The sequence below is a fragment of the Mesorhizobium sp. M0047 genome, assembly GCF_040323315.1.
Lineage (GTDB): Bacteria > Pseudomonadota > Alphaproteobacteria > Rhizobiales > Rhizobiaceae > Mesorhizobium.
Window position 1 is genome coordinate 162,681 of sequence record NZ_JAMYUW010000006.1, and the last position, 25,123, is coordinate 187,803.

At 62.1% G+C, this 25,123-nt stretch carries 22 protein-coding genes; 7 read left to right on the forward strand and 15 right to left on the reverse strand.

Annotated elements, in window-relative coordinates:
• The first annotated feature begins 43 nt into the window (after positions 1–43).
• Positions 44–1,594 (forward strand): winged helix-turn-helix domain-containing tetratricopeptide repeat protein, encoded by a 1,551-nt coding sequence (locus NKJ89_RS08030; RefSeq protein ID WP_352601367.1) that lies wholly within the window; start codon positions 44–46, stop codon positions 1,592–1,594.
• A 46-nt stretch (positions 1,595–1,640) separates the two neighbouring features.
• Here the strand turns inward: NKJ89_RS08030 and NKJ89_RS08035 are convergent, their stop codons facing one another.
• A complete protein-coding gene (locus NKJ89_RS08035; protein ID WP_352601369.1) occupies positions 1,641–2,558 on the reverse strand; it encodes a LysR substrate-binding domain-containing protein in 918 nt (305 codons plus the stop codon).
• 278 nt (positions 2,559–2,836) lie between these two features.
• Here NKJ89_RS08035 and NKJ89_RS08040 point away from each other — a divergent pair, with 278 nt between their 5' ends.
• Genes NKJ89_RS08040 through NKJ89_RS08050 form a run of 3 tightly spaced genes read left to right on the forward strand, consistent with a single transcriptional unit; the run spans position 2,837 to position 7,436 of the window.
• On the forward strand, positions 2,837–5,767 hold the full coding sequence (locus NKJ89_RS08040; protein WP_352601371.1) for a molybdopterin oxidoreductase family protein: 2,931 nt from the start codon (positions 2,837–2,839) through the stop codon (positions 5,765–5,767).
• A complete protein-coding gene (locus NKJ89_RS08045; protein WP_352601373.1) occupies positions 5,764–6,498 on the forward strand; it encodes a 4Fe-4S dicluster domain-containing protein in 735 nt (244 codons plus the stop codon). Before NKJ89_RS08040 ends, NKJ89_RS08045 begins: the two co-directional genes overlap by 4 nt.
• Before the next feature lie 2 nt (positions 6,499–6,500).
• Positions 6,501–7,436 carry a dimethyl sulfoxide reductase anchor subunit family protein gene (locus NKJ89_RS08050; RefSeq protein ID WP_352601375.1) on the forward strand — a complete coding sequence of 312 codons (936 nt, stop codon included), beginning with the start codon at positions 6,501–6,503 and terminating at the stop codon, positions 7,434–7,436.
• Between the two features lie 2 nt (positions 7,437–7,438).
• Here NKJ89_RS08050 and pdeM read toward each other — a convergent pair whose 3' ends face one another.
• The 5 genes from pdeM to NKJ89_RS08075 form a co-directional block, all read right to left on the reverse strand.
• On the reverse strand, positions 7,439–8,155 hold the full coding sequence (pdeM, locus tag NKJ89_RS08055; RefSeq protein ID WP_352601377.1) for a ligase-associated DNA damage response endonuclease PdeM: 717 nt from the start codon (positions 8,153–8,155) through the stop codon (positions 7,439–7,441).
• The gene (locus tag NKJ89_RS08060; protein WP_352601379.1) at positions 8,152–10,701 is read right to left on the reverse strand and encodes a ligase-associated DNA damage response DEXH box helicase; all 2,550 of its coding nucleotides are present in this window, start codon (positions 10,699–10,701) and stop codon (positions 8,152–8,154) included. Before NKJ89_RS08060 ends, pdeM begins: the two co-directional genes overlap by 4 nt.
• A gap of 67 nt (positions 10,702–10,768) precedes the next feature.
• Positions 10,769–11,662 (reverse strand): C40 family peptidase, encoded by an 894-nt coding sequence (locus NKJ89_RS08065; protein WP_352601381.1) that lies wholly within the window; start codon positions 11,660–11,662, stop codon positions 10,769–10,771.
• Positions 11,646–11,996 (reverse strand): MarR family winged helix-turn-helix transcriptional regulator, encoded by a 351-nt coding sequence (locus NKJ89_RS08070; protein WP_023758079.1) that lies wholly within the window; start codon positions 11,994–11,996, stop codon positions 11,646–11,648. Before NKJ89_RS08070 ends, NKJ89_RS08065 begins: the two co-directional genes overlap by 17 nt.
• 101 nt (positions 11,997–12,097) lie before the next feature.
• On the reverse strand, positions 12,098–13,462 hold the full coding sequence (locus NKJ89_RS08075) for a leucyl aminopeptidase family protein (RefSeq protein ID WP_352601382.1): 1,365 nt from the start codon (positions 13,460–13,462) through the stop codon (positions 12,098–12,100).
• Between the two features lie 129 nt (positions 13,463–13,591).
• Here NKJ89_RS08075 and NKJ89_RS08080 point away from each other — a divergent pair, with 129 nt between their 5' ends.
• A complete protein-coding gene (locus NKJ89_RS08080) occupies positions 13,592–14,413 on the forward strand; it encodes a tetratricopeptide repeat protein (protein WP_352601384.1) in 822 nt (273 codons plus the stop codon).
• Between the two features lie 92 nt (positions 14,414–14,505).
• On the opposite strand, the gene NKJ89_RS08085 is transcribed toward NKJ89_RS08080, so the two are convergent.
• The 9 genes from NKJ89_RS08085 to NKJ89_RS08125 form a co-directional block, all read right to left on the reverse strand.
• The gene (locus NKJ89_RS08085) at positions 14,506–15,525 is read right to left on the reverse strand and encodes a type II secretion system F family protein (protein WP_352601386.1); all 1,020 of its coding nucleotides are present in this window, start codon (positions 15,523–15,525) and stop codon (positions 14,506–14,508) included.
• Positions 15,526–15,534: 9 nt separating this feature from the next.
• Positions 15,535–16,548 (reverse strand): type II secretion system F family protein, encoded by a 1,014-nt coding sequence (locus NKJ89_RS08090; protein ID WP_023758083.1) that lies wholly within the window; start codon positions 16,546–16,548, stop codon positions 15,535–15,537.
• Between the two features lie 29 nt (positions 16,549–16,577).
• Positions 16,578–18,080 (reverse strand): TadA family conjugal transfer-associated ATPase, encoded by a 1,503-nt coding sequence (locus NKJ89_RS08095; RefSeq protein WP_352601388.1) that lies wholly within the window; start codon positions 18,078–18,080, stop codon positions 16,578–16,580.
• A gap of 29 nt (positions 18,081–18,109) precedes the next feature.
• Positions 18,110–19,399, reverse strand: coding sequence for a CpaE/TadZ family protein (locus NKJ89_RS08100; RefSeq protein WP_352601390.1), 1,290 nt, complete (start codon positions 19,397–19,399; stop codon positions 18,110–18,112).
• 38 nt (positions 19,400–19,437) lie between these two features.
• Positions 19,438–20,175 (reverse strand): CpaD family pilus assembly protein, encoded by a 738-nt coding sequence (locus NKJ89_RS08105; protein WP_352601392.1) that lies wholly within the window; start codon positions 20,173–20,175, stop codon positions 19,438–19,440.
• A gap of 14 nt (positions 20,176–20,189) precedes the next feature.
• A complete protein-coding gene (locus tag NKJ89_RS08110; protein ID WP_352601394.1) occupies positions 20,190–21,710 on the reverse strand; it encodes a type II and III secretion system protein family protein in 1,521 nt (506 codons plus the stop codon).
• A complete protein-coding gene (gene cpaB / locus NKJ89_RS08115) occupies positions 21,707–22,519 on the reverse strand; it encodes a Flp pilus assembly protein CpaB (RefSeq protein WP_352601396.1) in 813 nt (270 codons plus the stop codon). The genes NKJ89_RS08110 and cpaB overlap by 4 nt, the downstream gene beginning before the upstream one ends.
• Before the next feature lie 211 nt (positions 22,520–22,730).
• On the reverse strand, positions 22,731–23,249 hold the full coding sequence (locus NKJ89_RS08120) for an A24 family peptidase (protein WP_352601398.1): 519 nt from the start codon (positions 23,247–23,249) through the stop codon (positions 22,731–22,733).
• Between the two features lie 174 nt (positions 23,250–23,423).
• Positions 23,424–23,606, reverse strand: a complete 183-nt coding sequence (locus NKJ89_RS08125) for a Flp family type IVb pilin (protein WP_352601400.1) — start codon at positions 23,604–23,606, stop codon at positions 23,424–23,426.
• Positions 23,607–23,939: 333 nt separating this feature from the next.
• On the opposite strand from NKJ89_RS08125, the gene NKJ89_RS08130 reads away from it, so the two are divergent.
• Positions 23,940–24,362 (forward strand): pilus assembly protein N-terminal domain-containing protein, encoded by a 423-nt coding sequence (locus NKJ89_RS08130; protein ID WP_352601402.1) that lies wholly within the window; start codon positions 23,940–23,942, stop codon positions 24,360–24,362.
• A gap of 151 nt (positions 24,363–24,513) precedes the next feature.
• On the forward strand, positions 24,514–25,095 hold the full coding sequence (locus NKJ89_RS08135) for a TadE/TadG family type IV pilus assembly protein (protein ID WP_352601405.1): 582 nt from the start codon (positions 24,514–24,516) through the stop codon (positions 25,093–25,095).
• The last annotated feature ends 28 nt before the right edge of the window (positions 25,096–25,123 follow it).

The window sequence follows — 25,123 nt, forward strand, 5'->3', positions numbered from 1 at the left end:
GAAAGTCGTGAATTCGTTCCCAAAAATTTGCTAAAAGCGTTGGATGGCACTCGGAGGCGACCTTTATCAGTTTGGCCCGTTCCGTCTCGATCAGGTGGCGGGCATTTTGTACCACGGTGCCGAGCCGACCATGCTTGGGCAACGCGCCGTCTCGCTTTTGCGCTTGCTGCTCCAAAACGCGGGCGTACCGGTATCCAAGGACGCGTTGGTCGAGGCCGGCTGGGGCGAGTTGGCGGTTGCCGATAACAACCTAACGGTCCAGATCGCGGCCTTGCGCCGGGTATTGGCCAACGCAGCGAATGCTGAGAGCTGGATCGAAACACTGCCGCGACGCGGCTATCGCTATGTAGGACCGGCTGTTGCGACGAATGTCCCTGCATCCCGCATCGCGTTGGCGCTGACCTTGCCTGAGAAACCGTCCGTCGCGGTCCTGCCGTTTTCGAACTTGAGCGGAGATCCACAGCAGGAGTATTTCGCTGATGGAATGGTCGACGACATCATCACCGGCCTGGCACGCATAAACTGGCTTTTCGTAATCGCGCGAAATTCGACCTTCACCTACAAGGGCCGCGCCGTGGACGTGAAGCAGGTCGGCAGCGAGCTTGGCGTGCGATATGTCATCGAAGGCAGCGTGCGCAAGGCCGGCGGCAGTGTGCGCGTGACCGGTCAGATGATCGATGCATCGACCGGCGCGCATGTGTGGGCCGAGCGCTACGACCGCAGCTCCGAGGACATTTTCGCGCTTCAGGACGAGATCGCGCTATCAGCGGTGGGCGCGATCGCCCCGAGCATGCGAAAAGCGGAAATTGAACGCGTCAGACGGAAGCGCCCGGAGAGTCTCGATGCCTACGATCTCGTGCTTCAAGCCCAGCCTGACGTTGACACAGGTATGCCGGCGCAAGTTATTAGAGCGCTGGCGCTTCTTGAGCGTGCCATCGCACTCGAGCCCGCCTATGCCCTTGCACATGGCAATGCCGCGATGTGTCATCATTGTTTGTTCCTTCGCGCCGGGCTGCAGGAGGTCAACCGTACGGCTTCGATCCGGCATGCCCGATGGGCCATTGTTCATGGGCAAGATGATGCGCTCGCTCTGACATGGGCAGGGTTTTCGATCGGCATGGACGCGCATGATCGCGCCGCCGCATTCACAGCATTGGAAGCAGCGCTCGCCATTAGCCCGTCATCGGCGCTGACCTACATTCTTGGCAGCGTCATTCTCGGATGGGGCGGCGAAGCAGAGCGCGCGATAGAATGGAGCGAGAAGGGTATGCGGCTAAGCCCGTTCGATTCGTGGACTTGGGCCGCGTTTGACGCGCAAGCTATGAGCCATTTGCTGCGCGGGCGTTACGAAGAAGCCTGTCGTGCGGCATACAAGTCCGTTCAAGCCAATCCGGCACACAGCATCACCTATGTGCAACTAGCCGCTGCGCTCGCTAAACTCGGGCGGCTGGACGAAGCACGGGCGGCGGCCGCGCGCGTGCGCGAGCTTCAGCCGGGCTTTCGCTACAGCCGCCAGTTTGCTGGCGTGCGCTGCGCGCCAGCGCTCGCGGAAACTCTTGGAAGCGCGCTGCGGGACGCCGGATTGCCGGAGTGACGGTCGAGCGCCGAGGCGGACAGCGCTTGCGATGGTCCAACTTGGGTCATTTCGACGGACTCAGCGGGATTGACGCAGCATCCGCCTTGCCGCCGAGGTGCGCCTTCAGCGCCATCTGGGCAAGGCTTGCCTGGCGATCGCGATGCGTGATCATGGCGAAGTCGCGCTTCGGCAATTCGAGCGGCACGGACCTGAGACTGCCTTCGGCCACTGCACGGGCCACGACAAGCTCCGAAATGATGGTGGCGCCGGCCCCCGCCTCGACCGCCTGGCGAATCGCTTCATTGCTCGGCAGCACCAGGAATATCTGTAAATCGGCGAGCGAAATTCCTTCGCGACGCGCCAGATCCTCCAGCACTTCGCGCGTGCCCGAGCCGCCCTCGCGGATGATCCAGCGCAGGCCCTTGATGTCGGGGTGGCCGGGCGCAATCTCGGCGATCTCCGGATGCGAGCTGGCAACCACCAGCATGAGCCTGTCGACGTCGACCTTGGCGCGGCGCAATATGTCGGACTCGGTGCGCCCCTCGACCAGGCCGAGATCGGCCGCACCATCAAGGACATTGGCCTCGACCTGCCTGGTGTTGCCGATGGTGACGCTCAGCCTGACGGCCGGATAGGCTTCATGGAAGGACGCCAGCCGGCGCGGCAGCCAATAACTGGCGATGGTCTGGCTGGCGGCGATCGAGAGGCTGCCGGTGACCGTCTGCGAGACATGCTCCAGTACATTGCGCGCGGCAGCCGCCCGTTCGAGCACTGCCTTGGCTTCGGGCAGGAACCGGTGTCCGGTCTGGGCAAGCTCGATGTTGCGGCCAACCCGGTTGAACAGATGAACGCCATGCTGTTCTTCAAGCGCCCGGATGGCGGCCGATGCTGCCGACTGCGAAATGCCCAGCAGTTCCGCCGCCTTGGTCATATGGCCGCGCTCGGCGACGGCGACGAAAATCCGCAACTGGTCCAGGGTCATGAGCGCATTAAGAACCAATATCGATCGAATTTACAAGAACAACTAATTAGACAGATCGATGCCTCTATTCTAAGTTTTCTGGGGAGTTTAGAACAAATTCGCCGAGATATCGCAGAGAGCAGAATGATCGAGCGGTTCAGATCCCTGTTTGCGCATTGGACCCGCGGCATAAGGCGACGGTTGGCGGGCGATCGCTATCATCCGGAAGAGCACTACATGCGCGGCCCCGGACCGAGGACACGTGCCAAATCCGTTGGCCGTACAGGCACCCCCGGATCATGATGCACAGACCGCCGCGCGGCGCGAATTCGGCACCATCGCAACGCCCGCTTGCCGACACGCGCGCACCGGATGAAGGCGATGGTGTCGACACCTCGCCTGATGTCTCCGACAGCATCGCCAAGACGACCTGCTACATGTGCGCCTGCCGCTGTGGCATCGACGTGCACATCAAGGATGGCAAGGTCCGCTACATCAACGGCAACAAGGACCATCCGGTCAATCGCGGCGTGATCTGCGGCAAGGGCAGCTCCGGTATCATGCAGCACTACAGCCCGGCAAGGCTGAGGAAGCCATTGCTGCGCACCGGTCCGCGCGGCTCTGGCGAGTTCCGGGAAATCGAGTGGGAAGAGGCGTTTTCGATCGCGACGGAGCGGCTGTCGAACATCCGCCGGACCGACCCCAAGAAACTGGCCTTCTTCACGGGCCGCGACCAATCCCAATCCTTGACCGGCTGGTGGGCAAGCCAGTTCGGCACTCCGAACTTCGCCGCCCATGGCGGCTTCTGTTCGGTCAACATGGCGGCGGGCGGCCTTTACACGATCGGCGGCTCGTTCTGGGAGTTCGGCGAACCGGACTGGGACAACACCCGATATTTCATGCTGTTCGGCGTTGCCGAGGACCATGATTCCAACCCGATCAAGATCGGTCTCGGCAAGCTCAAGGCGCGCGGCGCCAAAGTCGTCTCGATCAATCCGTGCCGGACCGGCTACAATGCGATCGCCGATGACTGGATCGGCATCCGGCCCGGCACCGACGGACTGTTCGTGTTCGCGCTTATCCATGAATTGCTCAGGGCGGGCCGCGTCGATCTCGACTATTTGCTGCGCTACACCAACGCTCACGTCCTCGTCGTCCAGGAGCCGGGTGCGGCCGATGACGGGCTGTTCGTCCGTGACGGCGAGGGCAATCCGCTGGCCTGGGACAGGATGGCGAAGATACCGATCAGCGCCACCGATGCCAGCGCGAAACCGGCGCTGACCGGCAGCTTCACGATCGACGGACGCCACTGCGTTCCGGTGTTCCAGTTGATCGCCGACCGCTACCTCGATGAGAGCTATGCACCGGACGCGGTCGCCGAGCGCTGCGGCATTGCCGCCGATACGATCCGCAGGATCGCCGCCGAACTCGCGCACGTCGCCTTCGAACAGACGATCGAACTGCCGATCGCCTGGACCGACTGGGCCGGGCGTCGGCACGAGACGATCAAGGGGCGACCTGTTTCGATGCACGCCATGCGCGGCATCTCGGCCCATTCGAACGGTTTTCATACCTGCCGCGCCCTCCATTTGCTTCAGGTGCTGCTGGGCACGGTGGATGTGCCGGGCGGTTTCCGCTTCAAGCCGCCCTACCCCCGATCTGCGCCGCCCGGTCCGAAGCCGGCCGGCAAGACCGTCAAGCCGATGACGCCGCTTGAAGGCATGCCGCTCGGTTTCGTCTGCGGGCCGGACGACCTGCTGGTCGACGAGGCCGGCGCACCTCTTCGCATCGACAAGGCCTATTCCTGGGATGCGCCGCTGGCCGCGCACGGCCTGATGCACACCGTCATCCGCAACGCCTGGGCCGGTGACCCTTACCCGATCGACACGCTGATGATGTATATGTCCAACATGGCTTGGAATTCCTCGATGAACACCGTCGAGACCATCGCCATGCTGACCGACCATGATGACGCGGGAAAATACAGGATCCCCTTCATCATCTATTCCGACGCCTATTATTCCGAGACCGTGCCGTTCGCCGACCTCGTCCTGCCGGATACGACCTATCTCGAGCGGCATGACTGCATCAGCCTGCTCGACCGGCCGATCAGCCACGCCGATGGCCCGGGCGACGCTATTCGCCATCCCGTCGTCGAACCGGACCGTGATGTCCGGCCGTTCCAGTCGGTGCTGATCGAACTCGGCGCGCGGCTTGGATTGCCAGGGTTTGTCGACGAGGACGGCACGGCCAAGTACCGCGACTATGCCGACTACATCGTCAACCATGAGCGCACATCAGGCATCGGCCCGCTTGCCGGCTGGCGCGGCAAGGATGGGACCTCGATCGGCAGAGGCGAGGCCAACCCGGACCAATTGCAACGCTACATCGACAATGGCGGCTTCTGGCATCACGATTTCGCGGATGACCAACGTTACTACAAGATGGCCAATCGCTCCTATCTCGACTTCGCGGAGCAGATGGGCTTCATCCCCAACGCGGAGCCGATCATCTTTCAGCTCTATTGCGAGCCGATGCAGCGCTTCCGCCTGGCCTCACGCGGCCATGGCCGCGTCTTGCCGCCGGAGGGCGATCGCCAGCGCATCGAGACCTTCATGGACCCGCTGCCCTTCTGGTACATGCCCTTCGAGGAAGCAGCCATCGACCTCGAAAAATATCCGCTGCACGCGCTGACGCAGCGGCCCATGCACATGTACCACTCGTGGGGGTCGCAGAATGCGTGGCTGAGACAGATCACCAGCCAGAACCGGCTGTTCGTGCATCAGCGGACGGCAGCAGATCTAGGCCTTGTCGATGACGACTGGGTGTGGATCGAAAGCATCAATGGCAGAGTGAAGGGGCAGATCAAGCTGATCGACGGGGTGAACGAAAGCACGGTCTGGACCTGGAACGCCATCGGCAAGCGGCGCGGCAGCTGGGGGCTGAAGGACGACGCGGCCGAATCCAATCGTGGCTTCCTGCTCAACCATATCATCGGCGACCAGACTTCCGCCGATGCTCAGGGCAAACGCTATTCGAACTCCGATCCTGTCACCGGACAGGCGGCGTGGTTCGATCTGCGCGTGCGCGTCGTCAAATGCGCGGCCGAGGAAGCCGGCTTCACCGAGCCGCAGTTCGAGCGTTTTCAGCAGCCACCGCATTTCGAACCCTCGCCCGACAAGCTGACCTTCGGCGCTGAGTTCCGCAGGGCAAGAGAGGCGGCCGAATGACCTGTCTGCCAAGTCAGAGCGGCAAGAAACTAGGGCTAGTCATCGATCTCGACACCTGCGTCGGCTGCCAGGCCTGCGTCACCGCCTGCAAGGAGTGGAACACCGGCGGCCACATGGCGCCGCTGACCGACATCGATCCCTATGGTGGCCATGTCGACGGCGTCTGGTTCAACCGTGTTCACAGCTACGAGCACACCACCGAGATGGGCGGGCGCACGGTCAACTTCCCGCGCTCCTGCCTGCATTGCGAGACGCCGGCCTGCGTCACCGTCTGCCCGACCGGCGCCTCCTACAAGCGGGCCTCGGACGGCATCGTGCTGGTCGACGAGGACAAGTGCATCGGCTGTAAATTGTGCAGCTGGGCCTGCCCCTATGGGGCGCGCGAATTCGACACCGATGTCGGGGTGATGAAGAAGTGCACGCTGTGCGTCGACCGCATCTACAATGACAATCTGGCCGAAGAAGACCGCGTGCCGGCCTGCGTCGCAGCTTGCCCGACCAGCGCTCGGCATTTTGGCGACCTGGGTGATCCCCTGTCGGCTGTCTCGCAACTGGTGGCGGAGCGCGGCGGCGTCGATCTGATGCCGGAGCTCGGCTATCGCCCGACCAACAAATACCTGCCGCCGCGCGCCCATACCAAGCGCGCCGCATCGGTGGCCGCGCCGGCCCTCGAACCGGTGCGGGCCGAAGGCGGTTTTCTTGGCTGGGTCGACCGCATGCTTTCGAACTGACCATGCATCCAGCTTTCTCCGTCGTCTTCTTCACCACCGCCACCGGCGCCGGCTATGGATTGCTGGCGCTGCTTGGCGTGCTCGGAGGATTCCAGATCATTCCGCCTGACTTCTGGCTGGGCTTCATCGGCATGGGCCTGGCACTCGGGCTGATCGCGGCCGGGCTGTTGTCCTCGACCGGCCACCTCGGCAGACCCGAACGGGCTTGGCGGGCCTTCTCGCAATGGCGCAGCTCGTGGCTGTCGCGCGAAGGCGTCGCCTCGGTCATCACCTTCATCCCGGCGGGCCTGTTCGGTATCGGCTGGATATTTTTTGGCCGGACCAATGGCTGGGTGGCCATTGCCGGGTTGTTGGCCACCTGCGGTGCCGTGGTCACCGTCTGCACGACCGGCATGATATACGCGTCGCTGAAACCGATCGCCCAGTGGCACAGCCGCTTCACCCTGCCCGGCTACCTCATTTTTTCGGCAATGACCGGCAGTGTGCTGATGAACGCGCTGTTGCAGGGATTTGCGCTTGGTTCGAAGGTGCTCCTGGCGGCTTGCCTGCTGCTAACCATGCTCGGCTGGGGCTGGAAGCTGGCGACCTGGCGCTACAATGACCGGCTGGAGATCGCAACCAACGCCAACACCGCGACGGGGCTGGCCGGCGGCACGGTGCGGTCGCTGGAATGGCCGCATACCGAGGAAAACTACCTGCTCAAGGAAATGGGTTTTCGCATCGCACGCAAACACAGCGCGCGGCTGCGCCAGATCACGCAACTCCTGGCCTTCGCACTGCCCGTCTTACTGTTGGTCGCCGCTTTTTCCTTGCCATGGCCGTTCGTGGCGGTGGTTTCGGTGATCGCCGCGATGGCACAATTCGCCGGCATGCTGGTCGAGCGCTGGCTGTTCTTCGCCGAGGCGAAGCACACGGTTACCCTGTACTACGGACGTTAATCTCAGCCCGGCCGCAACATCGAGCGGGATATCGCAAAAATGCGGTCCGCGCCGAGCATGTAGGCCATCAAAGTATCCAGCCGGAACAGCCCGGCATAGGCGCGGTCGAGCACGTTGAGGGAGCCGGTATAGGCGCCGAAGGCCGGCATGATCATGCGGCCGCCGTCGCCAGCGAAGCAGCGCCGCCGCACCGAGCGGCCCTGTTGCACGATGCGGGCGCAGGGATGCAGATGTCCTGCTATTTCGCCCTCGACGCGCACCTTCGATGGCTCATGCCGGAACAGCAGCGAGCCTATGGCGAGTTCGCGCACCGTTTCGCCCGGCAGGTCGCCGGGTGCTTCCGGATCGTGATTGCCGGCAACCCAGAACCAGTCGCGGCCTGACATCAGCGCCTCCAGCCGCTCGCGAAAGCTCGCATGCATGCGTCCGGCGCCGCCGCCATCGTGAAAACTATCGCCCAGGCTGATGACCATGGATGGCTGATAGTCAGCGATCACGGCCTGCAGTCTCAGCAAGGTTGCACCGGTGTCGTAAGGCGGAATCAGCGTGCCGCGCCTTGCCAGCGACGAACCCTTTTCCAGATGCAGGTCGGACACGGCCAGAAGCCTGAACTCGGGAAAATAGAGCACACCGCGCGGATCGCAGACGGCGCGCTCGCCGGCGATGCCGACAAGGTCGGCCTCGCCGATCAGCGATGTGCGCGCCAGCGAAAAATTCATTCCTCGACCATCCCCGGCCCCATTGCCTCCTCGACCAATGTCGCCGCATCCATAAGCAGCGTTTCATCAGCCTCGCCGTTCACCGGCATCTTGCCGATCTCAAGCATGATCGGCACGGCAAGCGGCGAAATCTGTTCAAGCGCCTTATGCACGATTCGACCCTGGATGCGCGAGAGCATGTCGGCAAGTCTGCTGACATCGAGCAGACCGGTCGCCGCATCCGCACGTGTCGCCTGCAGCAGGATGTGGTCCGGCTCATGGCTGCGCAGCACATCGTAAATGAGATCGGTCGACACGGTGACCTGGCGGCCGCTCTTTTCCTGCCCCGGATGGCGTTTTTCGATCAATCCCGAAATCAGCGCGCAGTTGCGGAAGGTGCGCTTGAGAAGCCAGCTGTCGGCCAGCCAGGCTTCGAGGTCGTCGCCAAGCATGTCCTGGTCGAAAAGTGCACTGAGCGAAGGCTTCCGAGCTTTGAACATCGTGCCCATGTCGCCCAGTGACCATATCGCCAGTGCATAGTCGGTGGCGACAAAGCCGAGCGGCCTGGCTCCCGTCCTGTCGAGGCGGCGGGTGAGCAGCATGCCGAGCGTCTGGTGCGCTAGCCTGCCCTCGAACGGGTAGGCCACGAGATAATGGCGATTGCCTCGTGGAAAGGTCTCGATCAGCAGGTCATCGCGTTTGGGCAGCACCGATTTGTCGGCCTGGAACCGCAGCCAGTCGGCGACCTGCTCGGGCAGCTTCTTCCAGCGCTGCGGGTCGTCCAGCATGATGCGGACCTGTTCGGCGAGATAGGTCGAAAGCGGGAACTTGCCGCCGCCATAATAGGGCACCTTGGCATCGCTGCCCGGCGCGTTCGACACGAAGCATTCATTCTCGCGAATGCCTTCGAAGCGCAGCACCTTGCCGGCAAACATGAACGTGTCGCCATGCGTCAGCGTTTCGAGGAAGGCTTCCTCGATCTTGCCGAGAACCCGGCCGCCGCGCGAAGCCGCGCCTTTGCTGCCGGCCTTGATGTAACGCACGTTGAGGGCCGGCACCTCGATGATGGTGCCGACATTCAACCTGTATTGCTGGGCAATGCGCGGATTGGACACGCGCCACAACCCATCCTTGTTTAGCCGGATGCGGGCATAGCGCTCATAATTCTTCAGCGCATAGCCGCCGGTGGCGACGAAATCCACGACACGATCGAATGTCGACCGATCGAGGCTGACATAGGGCGCGGCTGTTCGCACTTCCTCGAACAGATCATCGGCACGGAATGGCGCGCCGCAGGCGCAGCCCAGCACATGCTGGGCCAGCACATCGAGGCCGCCATCGATCAGCGGCGGCGTGTCCTGCGCGCCGAGATAATTGGCATCGAGGGCGGCCCGGCACTCCAGCACCTCGAAACGATTGGCCGGGATCAGGATCGCCTTGGACGGCTCGTCCATGCGGTGGTTGGCACGGCCGATGCGCTGTGCCAACCGGCTCGCCCCTTTCGGCGCGCCGACATGCACGACCAGGTCGACATCGCCCCAGTCGATGCCGAGATCGAGCGTCGAGGTGGCGACGATGGCACGCAGCGCATTCTCGCCCATCGCCTTCTCGACGCGTCGGCGCTGCGCAACGTCGAGCGAGCCGTGATGCAACGCGATCGGCAAGGTATCCTCATTGACCCGCCACAATTCCTGGAACAGCAGCTCCGCCTGGCTGCGGGTGTTGACGAACAACAGGGTCGTCTTGTGGCGCTTGATCTCGCGGTAAATCTCCGGCGTGGCGTAGCGCGCCGAATGCCCCGCCCACGGCACGCGCTCTTCCGAATCGAGGATGGAGATCTCCGGCTTCGCACCGCCCGTGACGACGATCAATTCGGCCATCCCCGGGCTTGTCGACTCTTTGGGTGGATTCTGGCTGACCAGCCAGCGCCGCAACTCGTCCGGCTCGGCCACCGTCGCCGACAGCCCGATCGTCTGCAGGCCAGGGACAAAGCTGCGCAACCGCGCCAGCCCGAGCGCCAGCAGATGTCCGCGTTTCGACGTCACCAGTGAATGCAATTCGTCGAGCACGACGTAGCGCAGGTCCTCAAAGAAGCGCCTTGCATCGCCTGCTGCGATCAGCAGCGCCAGTTGCTCGGGCGTGGTCAGCAGAATATCGGGCGGCACCAGTTTCTGGCGCTGGCGCTTGTGCCCGGGGGTGTCGCCGGTGCGCGTCTCGATGGTGACGGGCAGCCCGATCTCCTCCACCGGCTTGCCGAGGTTGCGCTCGATATCGACGGCAAGCGCCTTCAGTGGCGAGATATAGAGCGTGTGGATGCCGCGATGCGCCTGGCCCGGCTTTCGCCTTGGCCGGTTCGCAAGTTCAGTCAGCGAGGGCAGGAACCCAGCCAGCGTCTTGCCGGCGCCAGTCGGGGCGATCAGCAGGACCGACTGTCCGGCCTGGGCCTTCGACAGAAGTTCAATCTGATGGGCGCGCGGCGACCAGCCCTTTTCGCCAAACCATCGGATGAATGGTTCGGGCAGGGCGACGGTGGCATTCTGTTCGGCAAGGCGCGGCTGCTCTGTCACCTGCCAGAGGTAGCGCGACGGCAGTCAATCGCCAAGAAGAATCGGAACAAAAGGGGATCGTTCGTTCCTACGGCCGCCGAAACCCGGTCGGACCGCCATAGAGGTAGCCGATGCGGGCGACGGCGTCGCGCAGTCCCTCACGCGACACCAGCATGGTGTGGCCGTTGGCGTGGATCATGGTGTCGGCATCGGTCATAACGGCGACATGGCCCTTCCAAAACACCAGGTCGCCCCGCCGCAACCCTGAGAAAGCGGGCCCCGGTTCCAGCGGCTCGCCGAGCGTCGTCGCCTGCATGTCGGTATCGCGCAGCACGTTCCTGCCGGCCATGCGCATCGCCAGTTGCACCAGGCCCGAACAATCGATGCCGAAGCCGGAAGCCCCGCCCCACAGATAGGGTGTGCCGAGAAACATCTCAGCCACCGAAACGTAATCGGTGGCCACTTCACCGAGAGGCCGCAGATGACCTGCTATCAACGCTTCGCCGGAGGGCAGAACGGCATAGTGGGTGCCGCGTGTCTCGGCCGCATCCGTCACTGTCACCGTCGATCCCATCGACAATTGTCCTGAGATCGGAAACCGCAAATCGGGTCCAGGATAGAGAAAAGTGCGTGGTGCCGAGACGATGTGCGTGGGCGCATGTTCCCGCCCGCCCAGCATGGTATCGGCGACATAGCCGACATAGCCGTCACGTTCCGCCTGGACCCAGGCCCAGCCCTCAGCGACCTCGAAGACCAGGACATCGTCGCCGAACAGGGCTTGCGTGTTGACGCCGGCATCCGGCCGCGGCGCCTTGCGGATATCGGCCACGGCTGCAGTGATCCGCGCCGGCCGACCGGCAACGAAGCGGTCTGCGGCGACTTCGCCCTTCAGCCGTGCATCGGCGAGGTCGGAACGGAAAGCGTGAAGGCGGGCATCCCTGGCAGTCAAATCGGCAACTCTGAAATTAGATGGGTAACTCATGGGCCTTGGCGATGATATCATCGCCGAAGCGCTCAACAAAGAGAGCGCCCTCGACCGTGCGTCTGATCAGCACATTTCGCTTGTCGAGTTCGTCGCGATGGCGCGATACCAGTTTCAATGCGCCCATCGTGTCAAGCGCGCGCGTAATCACCGGCTTGGTGACGTTGAGGCGGGCAGCTAGCCCACGCACGGTATGTGGCGGCGGGTCGAGATAGATTGTGAACAGGATCGCGGTCTGGCGCATGGTCAGATCGGGTGCATCGTTGCGCACTTGCGACAGCATCACTTGCTGCCACAGTCGCAAGGCCTGGCTCGGGCGCATCGCAATCGACATCGCGCCAGCATGACGGCAAATTGTTTCGGTTCCGTTTCAGTTTCCAACCTGCTGAATCAGGATTTTGGCAGAAAGCCGGTTCCGACTTTTCGGGACCGTCGTTAGCCAAAACGTTTCGCGATGATCCACTCCAGAGCTCGGATGCCTTGTGCCTCGCCGCCTGCAGGACCATGCGGGCGATCGGCAGGGTTCCAGGCGAAGATGTCGAAATGCGCCCAGGCCACACTCTTTTCGACAAAGCGCTTCAGGAACAGTGCCGCCGTGATCGAGCCGGCAAAACCGTCCGTGGTGACATTGTTGATGTCGGCGATCTTCGACGCCAGTTTTGAATCGTAAGGCCGCCATAATGGCATCCGCCACAGCGGATCCTCGACCGCAACAGAAGCCGCCGCGAGGTCGAATGCGAGCGTTTCGTCGCCGGTATAGAATGGTGGCAGGTCGGGACCGAGCGCGACACGGGCAGCCCCGGTCAGTGTCGCCATGTCGACCAGAAGCTGCGGCTCCTCCTCGTCGGCCAGCGCCAGCGCATCGGCGAGCACCAGCCGCCCCTCGGCGTCCGTGTTGCCGATCTCGACTGACATGCCCTTGCGGCTCGACAGCACGTCGCCGGGCCGGAACGCGTTGCCGGCTATCGAATTCTCTACCGCCGGAATGAGCACGCGCAGCCGCACATCCAGCCCGGCAGCCATGATCATCGAGGCCAGGCCAAGCACGTTGGCGGCACCGCCCATATCCTTCTTCATCAAAAGCATGCCGGACGACGGCTTGATGTCGAGACCGCCAGTATCGAAACAGACACCCTTGCCGACCAGCGTCACCTTCGGCGCGCCTTGCTGCCCCCAACGCATGTCGATCAGGCGCGGCGCGGCGGTCGACGCGCGGCCGACGGCGTGGATCATCGGGAAGTTCTGATCGAGAAGATCGTCGCCCTTGACCACCGAGACGTCGGCCTTGTGCCTGTCGGCAAGGGTCCGCACCGCCTTCTCCAGGTCTTCCGGGCCCATATCGCTGGTCGGCGTGTTGACCAGATCGCGGGCCAGAAAAACGCCATCGACAATACGGCGAACCCGCCCGGTATCGACGCCGGCCGGCAGGCCGAAGCGCAGCGCCTTGCCAGGTTTCTTGCCATAGCGGGTGAAGACGTAGCCGCCGAGCATCAGCGCGATTGCAACGAGTTCCGGCTCGACCGGCGTCGAGGCGAAATGCCAGTCGCCTTCCGGAAGGGCTTTCGACAGCCCGCCCAGGGCGAGCGCGCCTTCGCCATCGCCGATACCGAAGAGGGCGCCGCCGAGCGCTCCTTTTTCGCCAGGCACGACCAGCGTCCTGCCTGCCTCGCCGGAAAAGCCATTGGCTCTTGCCCAGGCGACGGCCGCTGGCGCAAGACCGGCTGCGTCCAGACCGTCGCTGGCGACCAGATAGACCGGCAATGCGCCCGGCAATTTCTTCTCGACGAGTTCGACAGGCATTCGACGGTCTCCTGGTGTGGGCGCGCCCCGAGTCGGCGTTCTTAACTGTCCGTTAGGGTTAACAGAATATTTCTGCGAGAGGGAAGACGGCCACGCAATGGCCGCGCATGAATGGAGGCTTAGGTAGCCATGCCGACCAACAGCACGATCAATGCCAGGGGAAAACGGCTCATCACCACGGCCCTTGCGCTGGCGCTCGCGGCGGGCGTCGCCGGTTGCGGAACCGACAAGCTCTCCACCGGCTCGATCGGGCGCACCGGAGGCAAACCGCTGGAAACCATGTCGACCGGAGAACTGCACAATGCCACCGGCGCCCTTGGCCAATCCTACGCCAGGAACCCCAACGACAAGCGGATAGCGACGAATTATGCGGCGGCACTGCAGATGGATGGTGACGCCGACCAGTCGCTCGCCGTGATGCGCAAGCTGGCGATCGCTCTGCCGAAGGATCGTGACGTGCTTGCCGCCTATGGCAAGGCGCTGGCGGCCAACGGCCAGTTCGAGGCGGCGCTTGACGCCGTGCGCCGCGCTCAGACACCGGAATATCCCGACTGGAGGCTGGTGTCGGCCGAAGCGGCCATTCTCGACCAGACCGGCCAGAAGGATAATGCGCGCCAGCTTTACCGCAAGGCGCTCGAACTCAAGCCGAACGAGCCTTCGGTGCTCTCCAACCTTGGCATGTCCTATGTGCTGGAAGGGGACCTGCGCACCGCCGAAACCTATATGCGCTCGGCCGCGCAGCAGCCGAATGCGGACAGCCGGGTCCGCCAGAACCTGGCGCTGGTCGTCGGACTGCAAGGCCGTTTCGACGAAGCCGAGAAGATTGCCTCGCAGGAACTCTCGCCTGAACAGGCGCAGGCGAACGTCGCCTATCTCAGGCAGATGCTGGCGCAGCAGAATGCCTGGAGCCAGCTCAAGGATCAGGACAAGTCAAAGTCCGCGACCAACTGAAACGGCAATCCGCAAGAACCTTGAATGAATGAAAAAGCCGCGCTGCATCCAGCGCGGCTTTTTCACATGTCGTACAGGGATTTGCCGCGCTGCTACTGAGATGCTGCCGGCGCCGGATGATCTCCGAAGATGCCGCGCTGACTGACCTGAATGCCGGCGGGGCCCAGAATGATGGCGAAAAGCACAGGCAGGAAAAACAGGATCATCGGCACGGTGAGCTTTGGCGGCAAGGCGGCGGCCTTCTTCTCGGCCGCATTCATGCGCATGTCGCGACTTTCGGCGGCAAGCACGCGTAGCGCATGCGCCACCGGCGTGCCGTAACGCTCGGCCTGGACGAGTGCCTGCGACACCGACTTGACCGAATCCAGGCCGGTACGGCTTGCCAGGTTCTCGTAGGCCTGCTTGCGCTCCGGCAGATAGGAAAGCTCGGCATTGGTGAGGATGAATTCTTCCGCCAGCGGCACCGATTGCGCGCCGATCTCATCGGCGACCTTGCGCAGCGCTGCTTCCACCGACATGCCCGATTCGACGCAGATCAGCATCAGATCGAGCCCATCCGGCCATGCCATCTGGATTGACTGCTTGCGCTTGGTGGCACGGTTGTTGACATAGACGACCGGTGCGTAGAAGCCGCCATACGCAACGAGGATACAGACGAACAGCCGGATGACCAATGGCTTGTCGGGCAATGCCCCGAGCACGAAGATGTAGATTGTGGCCAGCGCAAAGCCGACAAAAGGAAGTACCAGACGGAAGAAAAGAAACCGCGTCAGCGGATTCTGGCCCCGAAACCCGGCCACTTTAAGTTTCTGCAACGTGCCTTCGTCGGCGAGCGCGCGCCTCAGATCCAACCGGTCGACAATGTTGCGCATGCCAACAGACTGTTCCTCGCGCAGGCCCTTGCGACGGCGATCCGCCTCGACGGCAAGCCGGGCGCGCTGTTTGGCACGCAATTCGTCGCGTTCCAGCGCAACGGTTTTCATGCGTGACTTGAGCTGGTTTCCGCCGAACGCCGGCAGCAAGGTGAAGAAGGTCGCAAACACCGCTATTCCGACCAGCAGCGCGATCAGGAAGCTTGGATCCGTCAGGGTTTTGACAACTTGCTCGGTCATGCCAGCATCCTAGACTTCGAAGTTCATCATCTTGCGCATCACCAGGATGCCGATCGACATCCAGACCCCAGCGCAACCAAGGATCAGATTTCCGACGCTGGTGGTGAAAAGCGGCATCAGGTAGGCCGGGCTCGACAGGTAGACGAGAAAGGCGACGATGAAGGGCAGCGCACCGATGATCGCGGCGGACGCCTTGGCTTCCATCGACAGCGCCTGCACCTTGGCCTTCATCTTCTTGCGATCGCGAAGCACGCGCGAAAGATTGCCCAGCGCCTCGGAGAGATTGCCGCCGGCCTGCGACTGAATCTGGATGACGATGCCGAAGAAACCCGCCTCCGTGCAAGGCATGGTTTCGGGCATGCGCAAGGTTGCGTCGGGGATCGAGAGGCCCATCTGCTGTGAATCGACGATGCGACGAAACTCGGCCTTTACAGGCTCGGGCGATTCGTTGGCGATCAGGCGCACGGCATCGTTCAGCGGCAGGCCGGATTTGACCGCGCGCACGATGATGTCGAGCGCGTTTGGAAATTCGTTGAGGAATGCCTTGACCCGACGCGCGCGACGAAACGAGACGAACCAGCGCGGCAGGCCGAGCGCCCCGGCCAGCAGCACGCCAGGCAAGGCGAGCTTCGGCGCTCCGGCCACAAAGGCGGCCATGGTCAAAACGAGGCCGCATACGGCGGAATATACATAGAAGCGCTCTACCGTGGTCTTCAGGCCGGCCTGGCGGAGTTGGACCTTCAGCGGCGGTTTCTTGACGGCGCTGTCCTTGGTTCTCTGCTTTGCGTCGAGCTCGTTGAGTGAATCCTGAACCGACTTGCGCCGCTTGGTGGCTTCCGCCGCGCGATCGCGCGAGGCCTTGACGACCGAGCGATCCGTCTCGGCGGTCCTGATCGTTTCGAGCCGCTTGCCGACCTGTTTCTCGTTACTGATCCGAGTGAACAGAAATGCATAGGCGACGGCGCCGGCGCTGAAGCCGGCGAGTACGACAAACGCCAGTACTGTGCCGTCAAATCCAAACATTGGCTCGAACCCTTACGCCCCAAGATGCGTCAGTCAGCGCGTTTCTCCATCGCCTCGAGCGCAATGGCGAGGCGCTGCTCCTCGCCATAGTAGCGGGCACGGTCCCAGAAGTGCGGACGACCGATGCCGGTCGATACATGTTCTCCCAGCAGCCTGCCATTGGCGTCCTCGCCCTTGATGTTGTAGAGGACGATATCCTGAGTAATGATGACGTCGCCCTCCATCCCGATCACCTCGGTGATGTGGGTGATGCGGCGCGATCCGTCGCGCAGGCGTGCCGCCTGGATGATCACGTCGATGGAGCCGACGACGATTTCGCGCACTGTCTTCTGCGGCAGCGAATAGCCGCCCATGGCGATCATGGATTCGATACGGTTCAGGCATTCGCGTGGGCTGTTCGAGTGGATCGTTCCCATCGAGCCGTCATGGCCGGTATTCATCGCCTGCAGAAGGTCGAACACTTCGGGTCCGCGCACTTCGCCGACGATGATGCGTTCGGGCCGCATGCGCAGGCAGTTCTTGACCAGATCGCGCATCGTCACTTCACCCTCGCCCTCCAGATTGGGCGGGCGGGTTTCAAGGCGCACGACGTGCGGCTGCTGCAATTGCAGCTCGGCCGAGTCCTCGCAGGTGATAACGCGCTCCTCGCGGTCGATATAGTTGGTCAGGCAGTTTAGCAGCGTCGTCTTGCCCGAGCCGGTACCGCCCGAGATGACGATGTTGCAGCGAACCCGACTGATGATCTTGAGAACTTCGGCGCCCTGCGGTGAGATCGCGCCGAATTTGACCAGTTGATCGAGCGTCAGCTTGTCTTTCTTGAATTTGCGGATGGTGAGCGTGGCACCGTCGATGGAGAGCGGCGGCGCGATGACGTTGACGCGTGAACCGTCGGGAAGGCGGGCGTCGCAGATCGGGCTGGACTCGTCGACACGACGGCCAACCTGGCTGACGATCCGCTGGCAGATGTTGAGCAGCTGCTGGTTGTCACGGAAGCGAACGCCGGTCTGTTCGACCTTGCCGTTGACTTCGATGTAGACGTTCCTGGAGCCATTGACCATGATATCGGCGATGTCGTCGCGGGCGAGCAGCGGCTCGAGCGGCCCATAGCCGAGCACATCGTTGCAGATGTCCTCGAGCAGTTCCTCCTGCTCGGCGATCGTCATCGCGAAATTCTTGATCGCGATGATGTCGTTGACGATATCGCGGATTTCCTCGCGCGCGCTTTCAGGATCAAGCTTGGAAAGCTGCGACAGGTCGATGGTGTCGATAAGCGCGGAGAAGACCTGGCTCTTGGTGTCGTAATAAGTCTCGCTCTTTTCGCGCTGTGCCCGCTTCGGCTCAGGCGCCAATGGCGGCGCCTCGACCGCACGGCGCGCCGGCGGCGCGACAGGTGAGCTTGTCGCAGCCGCAGGCCTGGCCAGAACCGCCGTGTCCGTGGAACTTGCAGCCGGCGGCGCAACAGGCGCTGGTGCTGGCGGGCGAAATTCCGGCGTGAACCGGTTGCCGTCGTCGCTGCCTCTTTTACCAAACATGATCGACTACCGATTCCACTGCTGAAGCGTCACTTCTTGTTGCGCGAAAGCTTGCCGAGCAAATTGCCAAGCCCGGCCTTCTTCTTGGCCTTGATTTCGCTGCGCCCGGTCAGCACATGCGCCATTTCGTTGATCATTGCGACAACCGGGTTTTTGGCATCCATTTCGCCGAGCATGCGTCCGTTGTTGGCGGCATTGCCGAACAGCAACGGATCAAAACCAATGACCGACATTGCCGACAGGCCGAGCGGCTCGGCGAAATCGGACGGCGAAATCTCCGGGCGCTTCGGGACGCCGGCCTGGTTGATGATCAGCTTCGGCGGCGGATCGTTGGGACGAAGCCGCTTCAGCATGTCGACGAGGTTCTTGGTGTTGCGCAGATTGGCCAGTTCCGGCGTCGCCGTGATGACGATCTCATCGGCCTTGATCAGGGTGTTCTTGGTCCAGCCCGTCCAGACATGGGGAACATCGAGAACCAAAAGCGGCACGCTGCGCTGAGCGGTGTCAATGAGCTGCGTGAAGGCCTCGGGATCGAAATCATAGACCCGATCGAGCGTCGAAGGCGCTGCCAGCAGCGACAAATGCTCGGCGCATTGAGTCAGCAGCCGGTCAAGATAGACTTCATCGATACGCTCCGGCGAAAACACCGCCTCGGCGATGCCTTGCGCCGGATCCTGGTCGAAGTTGATGTTAGCCGTGCCGAAAGCCAGATCGAGATCGGCAACGACCACTTCGGATTTGAACAGGGTCGACATCGCCCAGGCGACATTATGGGCAATCGTCGAGGAGCCGACACCACCCTTGGCGCCAACAAAGGCAATCGAGCGGCCGAGCGGCTCGGCTTCCGGATCGATGAAGATCGACGATATCACGCTGACGATGTCGGCCATCGACACCGGCGCGATCACATATTCGGAAATGCCGTTGCGGATGAGCTCGCGGTAGAGGCCGACATCATTGTAATGACCGATCACCACCACCTTCGAGGTCGGATCGCAATATTCCGAAAGCTGGGCGAGTTGCTCCAGCAATTGCTTCGGTTCGCTGCGCGATTCCAGCAGGATCAGGTTGGGCGTCGGCGCCGATTGGTAGAATTCTATTGCGGTGGGGACGCCGCCCATATGGACCTTGAGATGCGCCTTCGTCATGCGGCGGTCCTCGCCGGCGCGCTCGACCGGATTGGCAACGCCCTCGGTCTCGCAGAATGCCTGGATCGAGATGCGCGGGATCGGCCGCAATGCCTGCATTGCGGCAATATCCTGCTGCGAGGTATCGCTGCCATCCACCGGGGCATCGTAGGCAAGGTTGCTCATCGTCATGCTCTTTTCCGTGGCCTGTTCAATCCGAGACTGGCGGCTCAGTACGTCACTTCCGAATTGCCGAGGAACTCGTCCGAAATGCCTCTTGCACGATAGGCATCGATCACCGCGCCGCGATTTTCAGCATCGATTGTGGAGGGCTTGCGCGGGCCGAGCAGATCGGCCGGATTGGCCATCTGGGCGGCGAGATTATTCTGATAGGAGCAGCCGAAATCGGCATAGTGCTTGTTTTCCGACGTATCGACGAGGTCGTCGGGCCAGCGTCCGCATTTGTCGGTCTGGGCTCTCACCGAGATATAGGAGACGCGAACCGGGGCGGATGTCTCGCTCGAGCCGGCCTGATAGGAGACCACGACGATGCGGTTGCGCTTGATGCCGCTGGCGACTGCGAGCCTGGCGAAATCACGGCCGGCCGCCGTCGCGGCAACCTCATTGGCCGATCCGCTCGGGACCTGAATCGTCAGCGCGGGGGCGGCGCTCTTGTCATAGCCGTCGAGAAAGCCAAGAAGCGTATCGCGCTGCGAGCCGGTCATGCCGCGGTCACCAGCCCCGACAGGCAGGTCGATCTTCTGGTTCTTCTCCGCGATCACGATTGGATGGTTGGTGCGATAGTCATCCGGGATGGCGCCGACCGTGATGCTGTCGCGATGGGCGCAGCCGGCGAGCAGCGCCGCCATTGCAACCGCCACGACCGGAACGGCTCGCCGGCTGACCTGCGAACTGCCAAAGCGCATCCTTGTGGCGATGGTGCTTGCCTTCAATGCTGACTGAGACATGTCCGCTTCCCCGCTTACTTGTAGATGAAGCCGACGACGCCGTGGTAGCGGCCGTTGGGCTTGTCGGTCTGCATGGTGCCGTAGACGCGATTGACGCGGCCGAGGAACATGGCGGCGCCGTCGCTGGCGGCGTTGAAATTGTCGTCTGGCTTGGCAAGGTCGTTGCGTGCGACCGGTTTCACCAGATAGGGCGTGATGATGATGACGAGCTCGGTCTCGTTGCGCACGAAATCCCTGCTGCGGAAGAGCGCGCCGAGCACCGGGATTTTTGTCAACCCGGGCAAGCCGTTGACGGCTTGCCTGACATCGTCGCGAACCAGGCCGGCGATCATCATGGAGCCACCAGATGGCAGTTCCACCGTGGTGTCGGCGAGACGCTTGCGAAGCGAAAGGGCGTTCATGCCGGCGCTCGTCACGCCTTCGGACAACGATACGGATCCCTCGGTTGTTGGTTCGGAAACGGAGGTTCGGACTTTCAGGCTTATGCGGCCGGGAGACAACACCACCGGCTGGAATTCCAGGCCGATGCCGTACTCGATCTTTTCGACAGTGTAGGTCTTCAACCCAGTCTGGTTGTCGGTGGATACCTTCTGGTCGACGTTTGACACCATGTTGTATTCACCACCGACCTTGAAGGTCGCCTTCTCGCCGGAAACCGCGGTCAGGGTCGGCTCCGCCAAGGTCTTCATGACCCCGGACTGCTCCATGGCGTTGACATAAGCCTGCAGCCCCGACGCGCCGATCTGAAAGCCCGAGTTCGACAGCTGCTTGCCGAGACCCATGAAATTATCGCTGATCGCGCCGTAGCTGATGCCGTTGCTGCCACCGCTGCCGACCATGTTGACGCCGAGTTGCTTCATCACCGAACGGCTGACTTCGGCAACCGTCACCTTCAGCGTGACCTGATCGTCGCCGATGATCTGGAGCAGGTTCACGATCTTGCTGGTGCGGCGCTCCTGGTCCGGATTGTTGATGTCGACACCGCTCTGGGCCGAACCGCCGGCCGCCGTCTGCGAATATTGGCCCGTCGTCGCTTCACCGCCCGAAACGAAGATCGTCGCCAGGTCGACCGCGCGTTTTGCGTCCAGCGGCGTATCGACCGTTCCGGTCAGGACGACGTTGTCATTGAGCAGTTCCACCTTGATGGCCGACGTTGGGAGGAAGCGCCTGATATAATCCTCAAGGCCGGCAACGTCGCGTTCGACGGCCAGATCCAGACTGACGATCTGCTCGCCATTCGGGCCAAAGACAAAGATGTTCGTCTCGCCGACTGCTTTGCCGAACAAGTAGATGCGCCTTGCGGTGCGGGTCACCGCATCGGCCACCGCCGGGTTGGCGACGAGAATGTCATAGGCATCGCTGGGCAAGTCGATGACCACCGACTTGTTGAGACCGAGCTTGACGCGCTGGGTGGCCGTCGATGCCGTGACCTGAGCGTTCTTTGCCTCGACAATGCTGCCTTGCACATTCGTTCCGACGAGCAGCAGGCCGAATGCCGCGGCTACAATTGCCGGCAGTTTACCACTTAGCCTCATTTCCTTGCCCCTACCTCGGAAACTTCGCCCGACTTGATCAGCCTCACCGTTCCCCTGCGGCCATTGCCGGAAACGAGATAGTCGGCCTCACCCAGATTCTTTTCCTGCGTGTCCGCGACTGCCCGCAGTGCCAGGGTCAAGCGATCGGCCATTTGTTGGGCGACAGTGATGATCTCTGCCTGCTTGGGCGTCAGTTCCAGCGTGGCCGTCTGGCCCACCCTGGTTTTCTTGCCTTCCTCATCCTCCTGAATGGTCTGGTCGATGGCCAGGACGCGGATGTTCTTGAGGATGGTCTCGGTGTTGAAACCGGCGCCAGCGGCGCTGGCATCGGCCCTGCGGGTCATGATGACATCGACGAAATCGTTCGGAAGAATGAAGCCGCCGGCCGACGTGTCGGCCGAGATAGCCGTGGCGACCGCCCGCATGCCGGAAGGCAGGATCGACGACATGAAGCTCTGCCCCTCGCCGATCAGCTTGGAACGCCGCAGAGGCTCTCCGGCATACATCGCCACACGGGCAACGGAACTCTTCAGCTTCTCCAACGCCTCGGGCTCGGCGGCGCGGGTGATGAAATTCGCATTGACGCCGTCGGCGGGCCAGGATTGCCAGGCGATGTTGCTTTCGATCGGGCTGCCCATCGGAACGTCGCCCGAAAGCACAAGCACATCCTGCAGAGCCACCGCAGGGGCCTGAGGGCCGGATTCGACGACGACCTGGGGCGGTTGTGCCACCATGTTTTTCGCGACATAGCCCGCACCACCCGCCGCGGCCACCGCCACGCTCAGAATTATCAATCGCGATGCTGGCATCTGTCCGAACCCTTGCCCTGGCAAACCACGTAGCCAAGCCGGACTTTGCAGCGGCAATCGTCAAAACAAGGTTAATGTAATGCTTACGATCGTGATTAATTTAAGGTTTACATAAATTAGCCGGATCGCGCCCTGACCGGCCAAAATGGCCGGGCCGGCCCTGTTTCGAGCCGGTTGCGGCAACACAGGCAGGTAATAAAAAAAATCGTGCTCAGGCCGCCAGCCTTGTGAGCGCCCATACCATCAAGGGCGAATCCGGATAGGTCAGCAACCCGCCAAGGCCTAGCGCGACGCCGTAGGGAACGCCCTTTGCCTCGTCGGCGAAATGGCGCAGAAACGGATTCTGGCCGGTAACGGTCGCAAGCAACGACTTCCGGTAGATGATGATCGCGAGCGTCAGCAGGCCGCCGATGATTGTCGAGGCCACAAGATACTCGACGAGATTGACGTTGAGACCCATCCACATCGCGGTGGCTGCCAGAACCTTGGCGTCGCCGCCGCCCATCCCGCCCATCGCAAACAAGCCAAACGTCACTGCAAGGACCAGGGCGCCGGCGGCGAAATGTCCGCCATAGGCCGCCCATTCCATACCCGTCAGAGGCGCAACCAGCGCAAAGACAACGACGAGCAGCACCGGCACGCGATTGGCGATCGTCATCGACAGCATGTCAGAGATCGCGGCAAACAGCATGCAGAACGGAAAAACCACGAAGATCAGGGCTTCAAGCATCGGCGCTATGCCTATTGTCGGCTTTCACGGGGCTTAACCTAGATATGTTCGATTAACGATTGATGAGGGCCGGCCGAAAAAACGAGTGATGTTGGCAGCGGCATGGAAAAAAGGGCCGCCAAGCGGCGGCCCTTTTCCAAAACACAATCCAAGTGCGCTCGGCGACAAGGCCGATCAGGCGCCGCCCGGCGCGGAGTTCAGGGTGGTTCCGATGGCGGTGAACTTAGCGTTGAGCGAATTGCCGAGCGCGCCGGCGCCAGTGATGATGGCGAGCGCGATGAGAGCGGCGATCAGACCATATTCGATAGCGGTCGCGCCGGATTCGTCCTTCACAAAACGTGCGATGAGATTAGACATTCGAGAGCTCCTACTCCACGTGTTACAGCACTTCCGTCAACTTCTGTGATGGTCGATCGGATGCTGCCAATCTAGGGAGAAGCTCTTTCGATCGGCTTAATAAACAGCCTTACCGATTCCTTTCCCGGTTCGAACATATTGCGTGGTTAACTTCGGGCTAAAGTGCCGCCGAACCTTCCAGTCCAGGATTTGGCAGCCTTGCGGCCCGACCCGGACGTGCCTCGCGGGCACCCTTGCTGGCCATGGCACCATTGGCAGCACCGCATGCTTAACCGTTGGTTCACCAATCTCGTTCATGTTCCGTTGATCAGTCTGCTTGCGTGGAGCGCCTCAATGGCCCAGCCGAGATCGTCAATCGTGATTGCCGCGCTTCTTGCCGCCACGACCTTCGTCGCGCCAGCCATGGCCGGCGCCGGCATCGAGGTCACGATGAACCAGGCCAAGATCGTCAAACTGTCGCGCCCCGCCGACACAATAGTGGTCGGCAACCCGGCAATCGCCGACGCTTCCGTGCAGGACGCCTCGACGATCGTGCTGACCGGCAAAGGCTTCGGCGTCACCAATCTGGTCGTGCTCGATGCGGATGGCAGCCCAATCGTCGACGAGCAGGTTACCGTCATGCGGCAGGCCGCCTCGTCCGTGCGTATCTATAGGCGCGCCGAAATCCAAACCATGTCCTGCACGCCCTATTGCGAAAGCTCCTACAAGAGCGACGCGGAGAAGTCCTCCGAAGCTGAAATGAGTGTCAGCCATTAGGACGCTGCAGCAGGATGCTGCAGCTGAATGCCGTTCAGGTTATCGGCTGGTTAAGAAGGCAACGCCGACTTTAACGATCATCCAAACCGGACTTCAATCGGTTTGCGCTAACGCTCCTTCCGAGACCGCAAAGACACCGGCAGGATCAGACATGAGCATGGAATTCGGCTCCGCAGGCGAACACAAGGCGAGACGCCCAAGGTTTTTCGGCCGTTTTCTTCGCGACCGGCGCGGCGCCACGGCGATAGAATTCGCAATCCTTTCAGTCCCGTTCGCGCTGCTTGTCTTTGCCATTCTGGAAAGCTGCATCTCGTTCGCCAGCCAGGAAGTGATGGCCAACATCACCGATGATGTCGCGCGCCAATTGCGCACTGGCCAGTTGAAGGCGGCCGACGTCACCAAAGACAGTTTGACGACCACGATCTGCACAAAACTGGAGATCATGGTATCGCAGGATTGTCCCAATCAGCTGCTGGTGGATCTCCGTCAATATGCGACATTTGCAGACGCGGCCTTGGCCGGCTTCAAGATCAAGGACAACGACGTCAAGCTGACGAACGGCACCGCCGAGCAGGACTTTGTCGTTACGGGGGGGGCGGCGGGGTCGCGGAACATGCTTCGGGTCTTTTACAAATGGCCTATTATGACCGACCTGTTGGCGCAGTCGATGGGCGGCAACAAGACGCTGCATTTCGCATCGGTAACCTGGCAGAACGAGCCGTTCGACAACTGAGTTCGAGGCGGATGCACGAGCAGCAAGA

Coding starts and splice junctions, on each gene's coding strand:
- NKJ89_RS08030 (WP_352601367.1), top strand. CDS start 44: ATGGCACTCGGAGGCGACCTTTATCAGTTTGGCCCGTTCCGTCTCGAT.
- NKJ89_RS08035 (WP_352601369.1), bottom strand. CDS start 2,558: ATGACCCTGGACCAGTTGCGGATTTTCGTCGCCGTCGCCGAGCGCGGC.
- NKJ89_RS08040 (WP_352601371.1), top strand. CDS start 2,837: ATGATGCACAGACCGCCGCGCGGCGCGAATTCGGCACCATCGCAACGC.
- NKJ89_RS08045 (WP_352601373.1), top strand. CDS start 5,764: ATGACCTGTCTGCCAAGTCAGAGCGGCAAGAAACTAGGGCTAGTCATC.
- NKJ89_RS08050 (WP_352601375.1), top strand. CDS start 6,501: ATGCATCCAGCTTTCTCCGTCGTCTTCTTCACCACCGCCACCGGCGCC.
- pdeM (WP_352601377.1), bottom strand. CDS start 8,155: ATGAATTTTTCGCTGGCGCGCACATCGCTGATCGGCGAGGCCGACCTT.
- NKJ89_RS08065 (WP_352601381.1), bottom strand. CDS start 11,662: ATGAGTTACCCATCTAATTTCAGAGTTGCCGATTTGACTGCCAGGGAT.
- NKJ89_RS08070 (WP_023758079.1), bottom strand. CDS start 11,996: ATGTCGATTGCGATGCGCCCGAGCCAGGCCTTGCGACTGTGGCAGCAA.
- NKJ89_RS08075 (WP_352601382.1), bottom strand. CDS start 13,462: ATGCCTGTCGAACTCGTCGAGAAGAAATTGCCGGGCGCATTGCCGGTC.
- NKJ89_RS08080 (WP_352601384.1), top strand. CDS start 13,592: ATGCCGACCAACAGCACGATCAATGCCAGGGGAAAACGGCTCATCACC.
- NKJ89_RS08085 (WP_352601386.1), bottom strand. CDS start 15,525: ATGACCGAGCAAGTTGTCAAAACCCTGACGGATCCAAGCTTCCTGATC.
- NKJ89_RS08090 (WP_023758083.1), bottom strand. CDS start 16,548: ATGTTTGGATTTGACGGCACAGTACTGGCGTTTGTCGTACTCGCCGGC.
- NKJ89_RS08095 (WP_352601388.1), bottom strand. CDS start 18,080: ATGTTTGGTAAAAGAGGCAGCGACGACGGCAACCGGTTCACGCCGGAA.
- NKJ89_RS08100 (WP_352601390.1), bottom strand. CDS start 19,399: ATGACGATGAGCAACCTTGCCTACGATGCCCCGGTGGATGGCAGCGAT.
- NKJ89_RS08105 (WP_352601392.1), bottom strand. CDS start 20,175: ATGTCTCAGTCAGCATTGAAGGCAAGCACCATCGCCACAAGGATGCGC.
- NKJ89_RS08110 (WP_352601394.1), bottom strand. CDS start 21,710: ATGAGGCTAAGTGGTAAACTGCCGGCAATTGTAGCCGCGGCATTCGGC.
- cpaB (WP_352601396.1), bottom strand. CDS start 22,519: ATGCCAGCATCGCGATTGATAATTCTGAGCGTGGCGGTGGCCGCGGCG.
- NKJ89_RS08120 (WP_352601398.1), bottom strand. CDS start 23,249: ATGCTTGAAGCCCTGATCTTCGTGGTTTTTCCGTTCTGCATGCTGTTT.
- NKJ89_RS08125 (WP_352601400.1), bottom strand. CDS start 23,606: ATGTCTAATCTCATCGCACGTTTTGTGAAGGACGAATCCGGCGCGACC.
- NKJ89_RS08130 (WP_352601402.1), top strand. CDS start 23,940: ATGGCCCAGCCGAGATCGTCAATCGTGATTGCCGCGCTTCTTGCCGCC.
- NKJ89_RS08135 (WP_352601405.1), top strand. CDS start 24,514: ATGAGCATGGAATTCGGCTCCGCAGGCGAACACAAGGCGAGACGCCCA.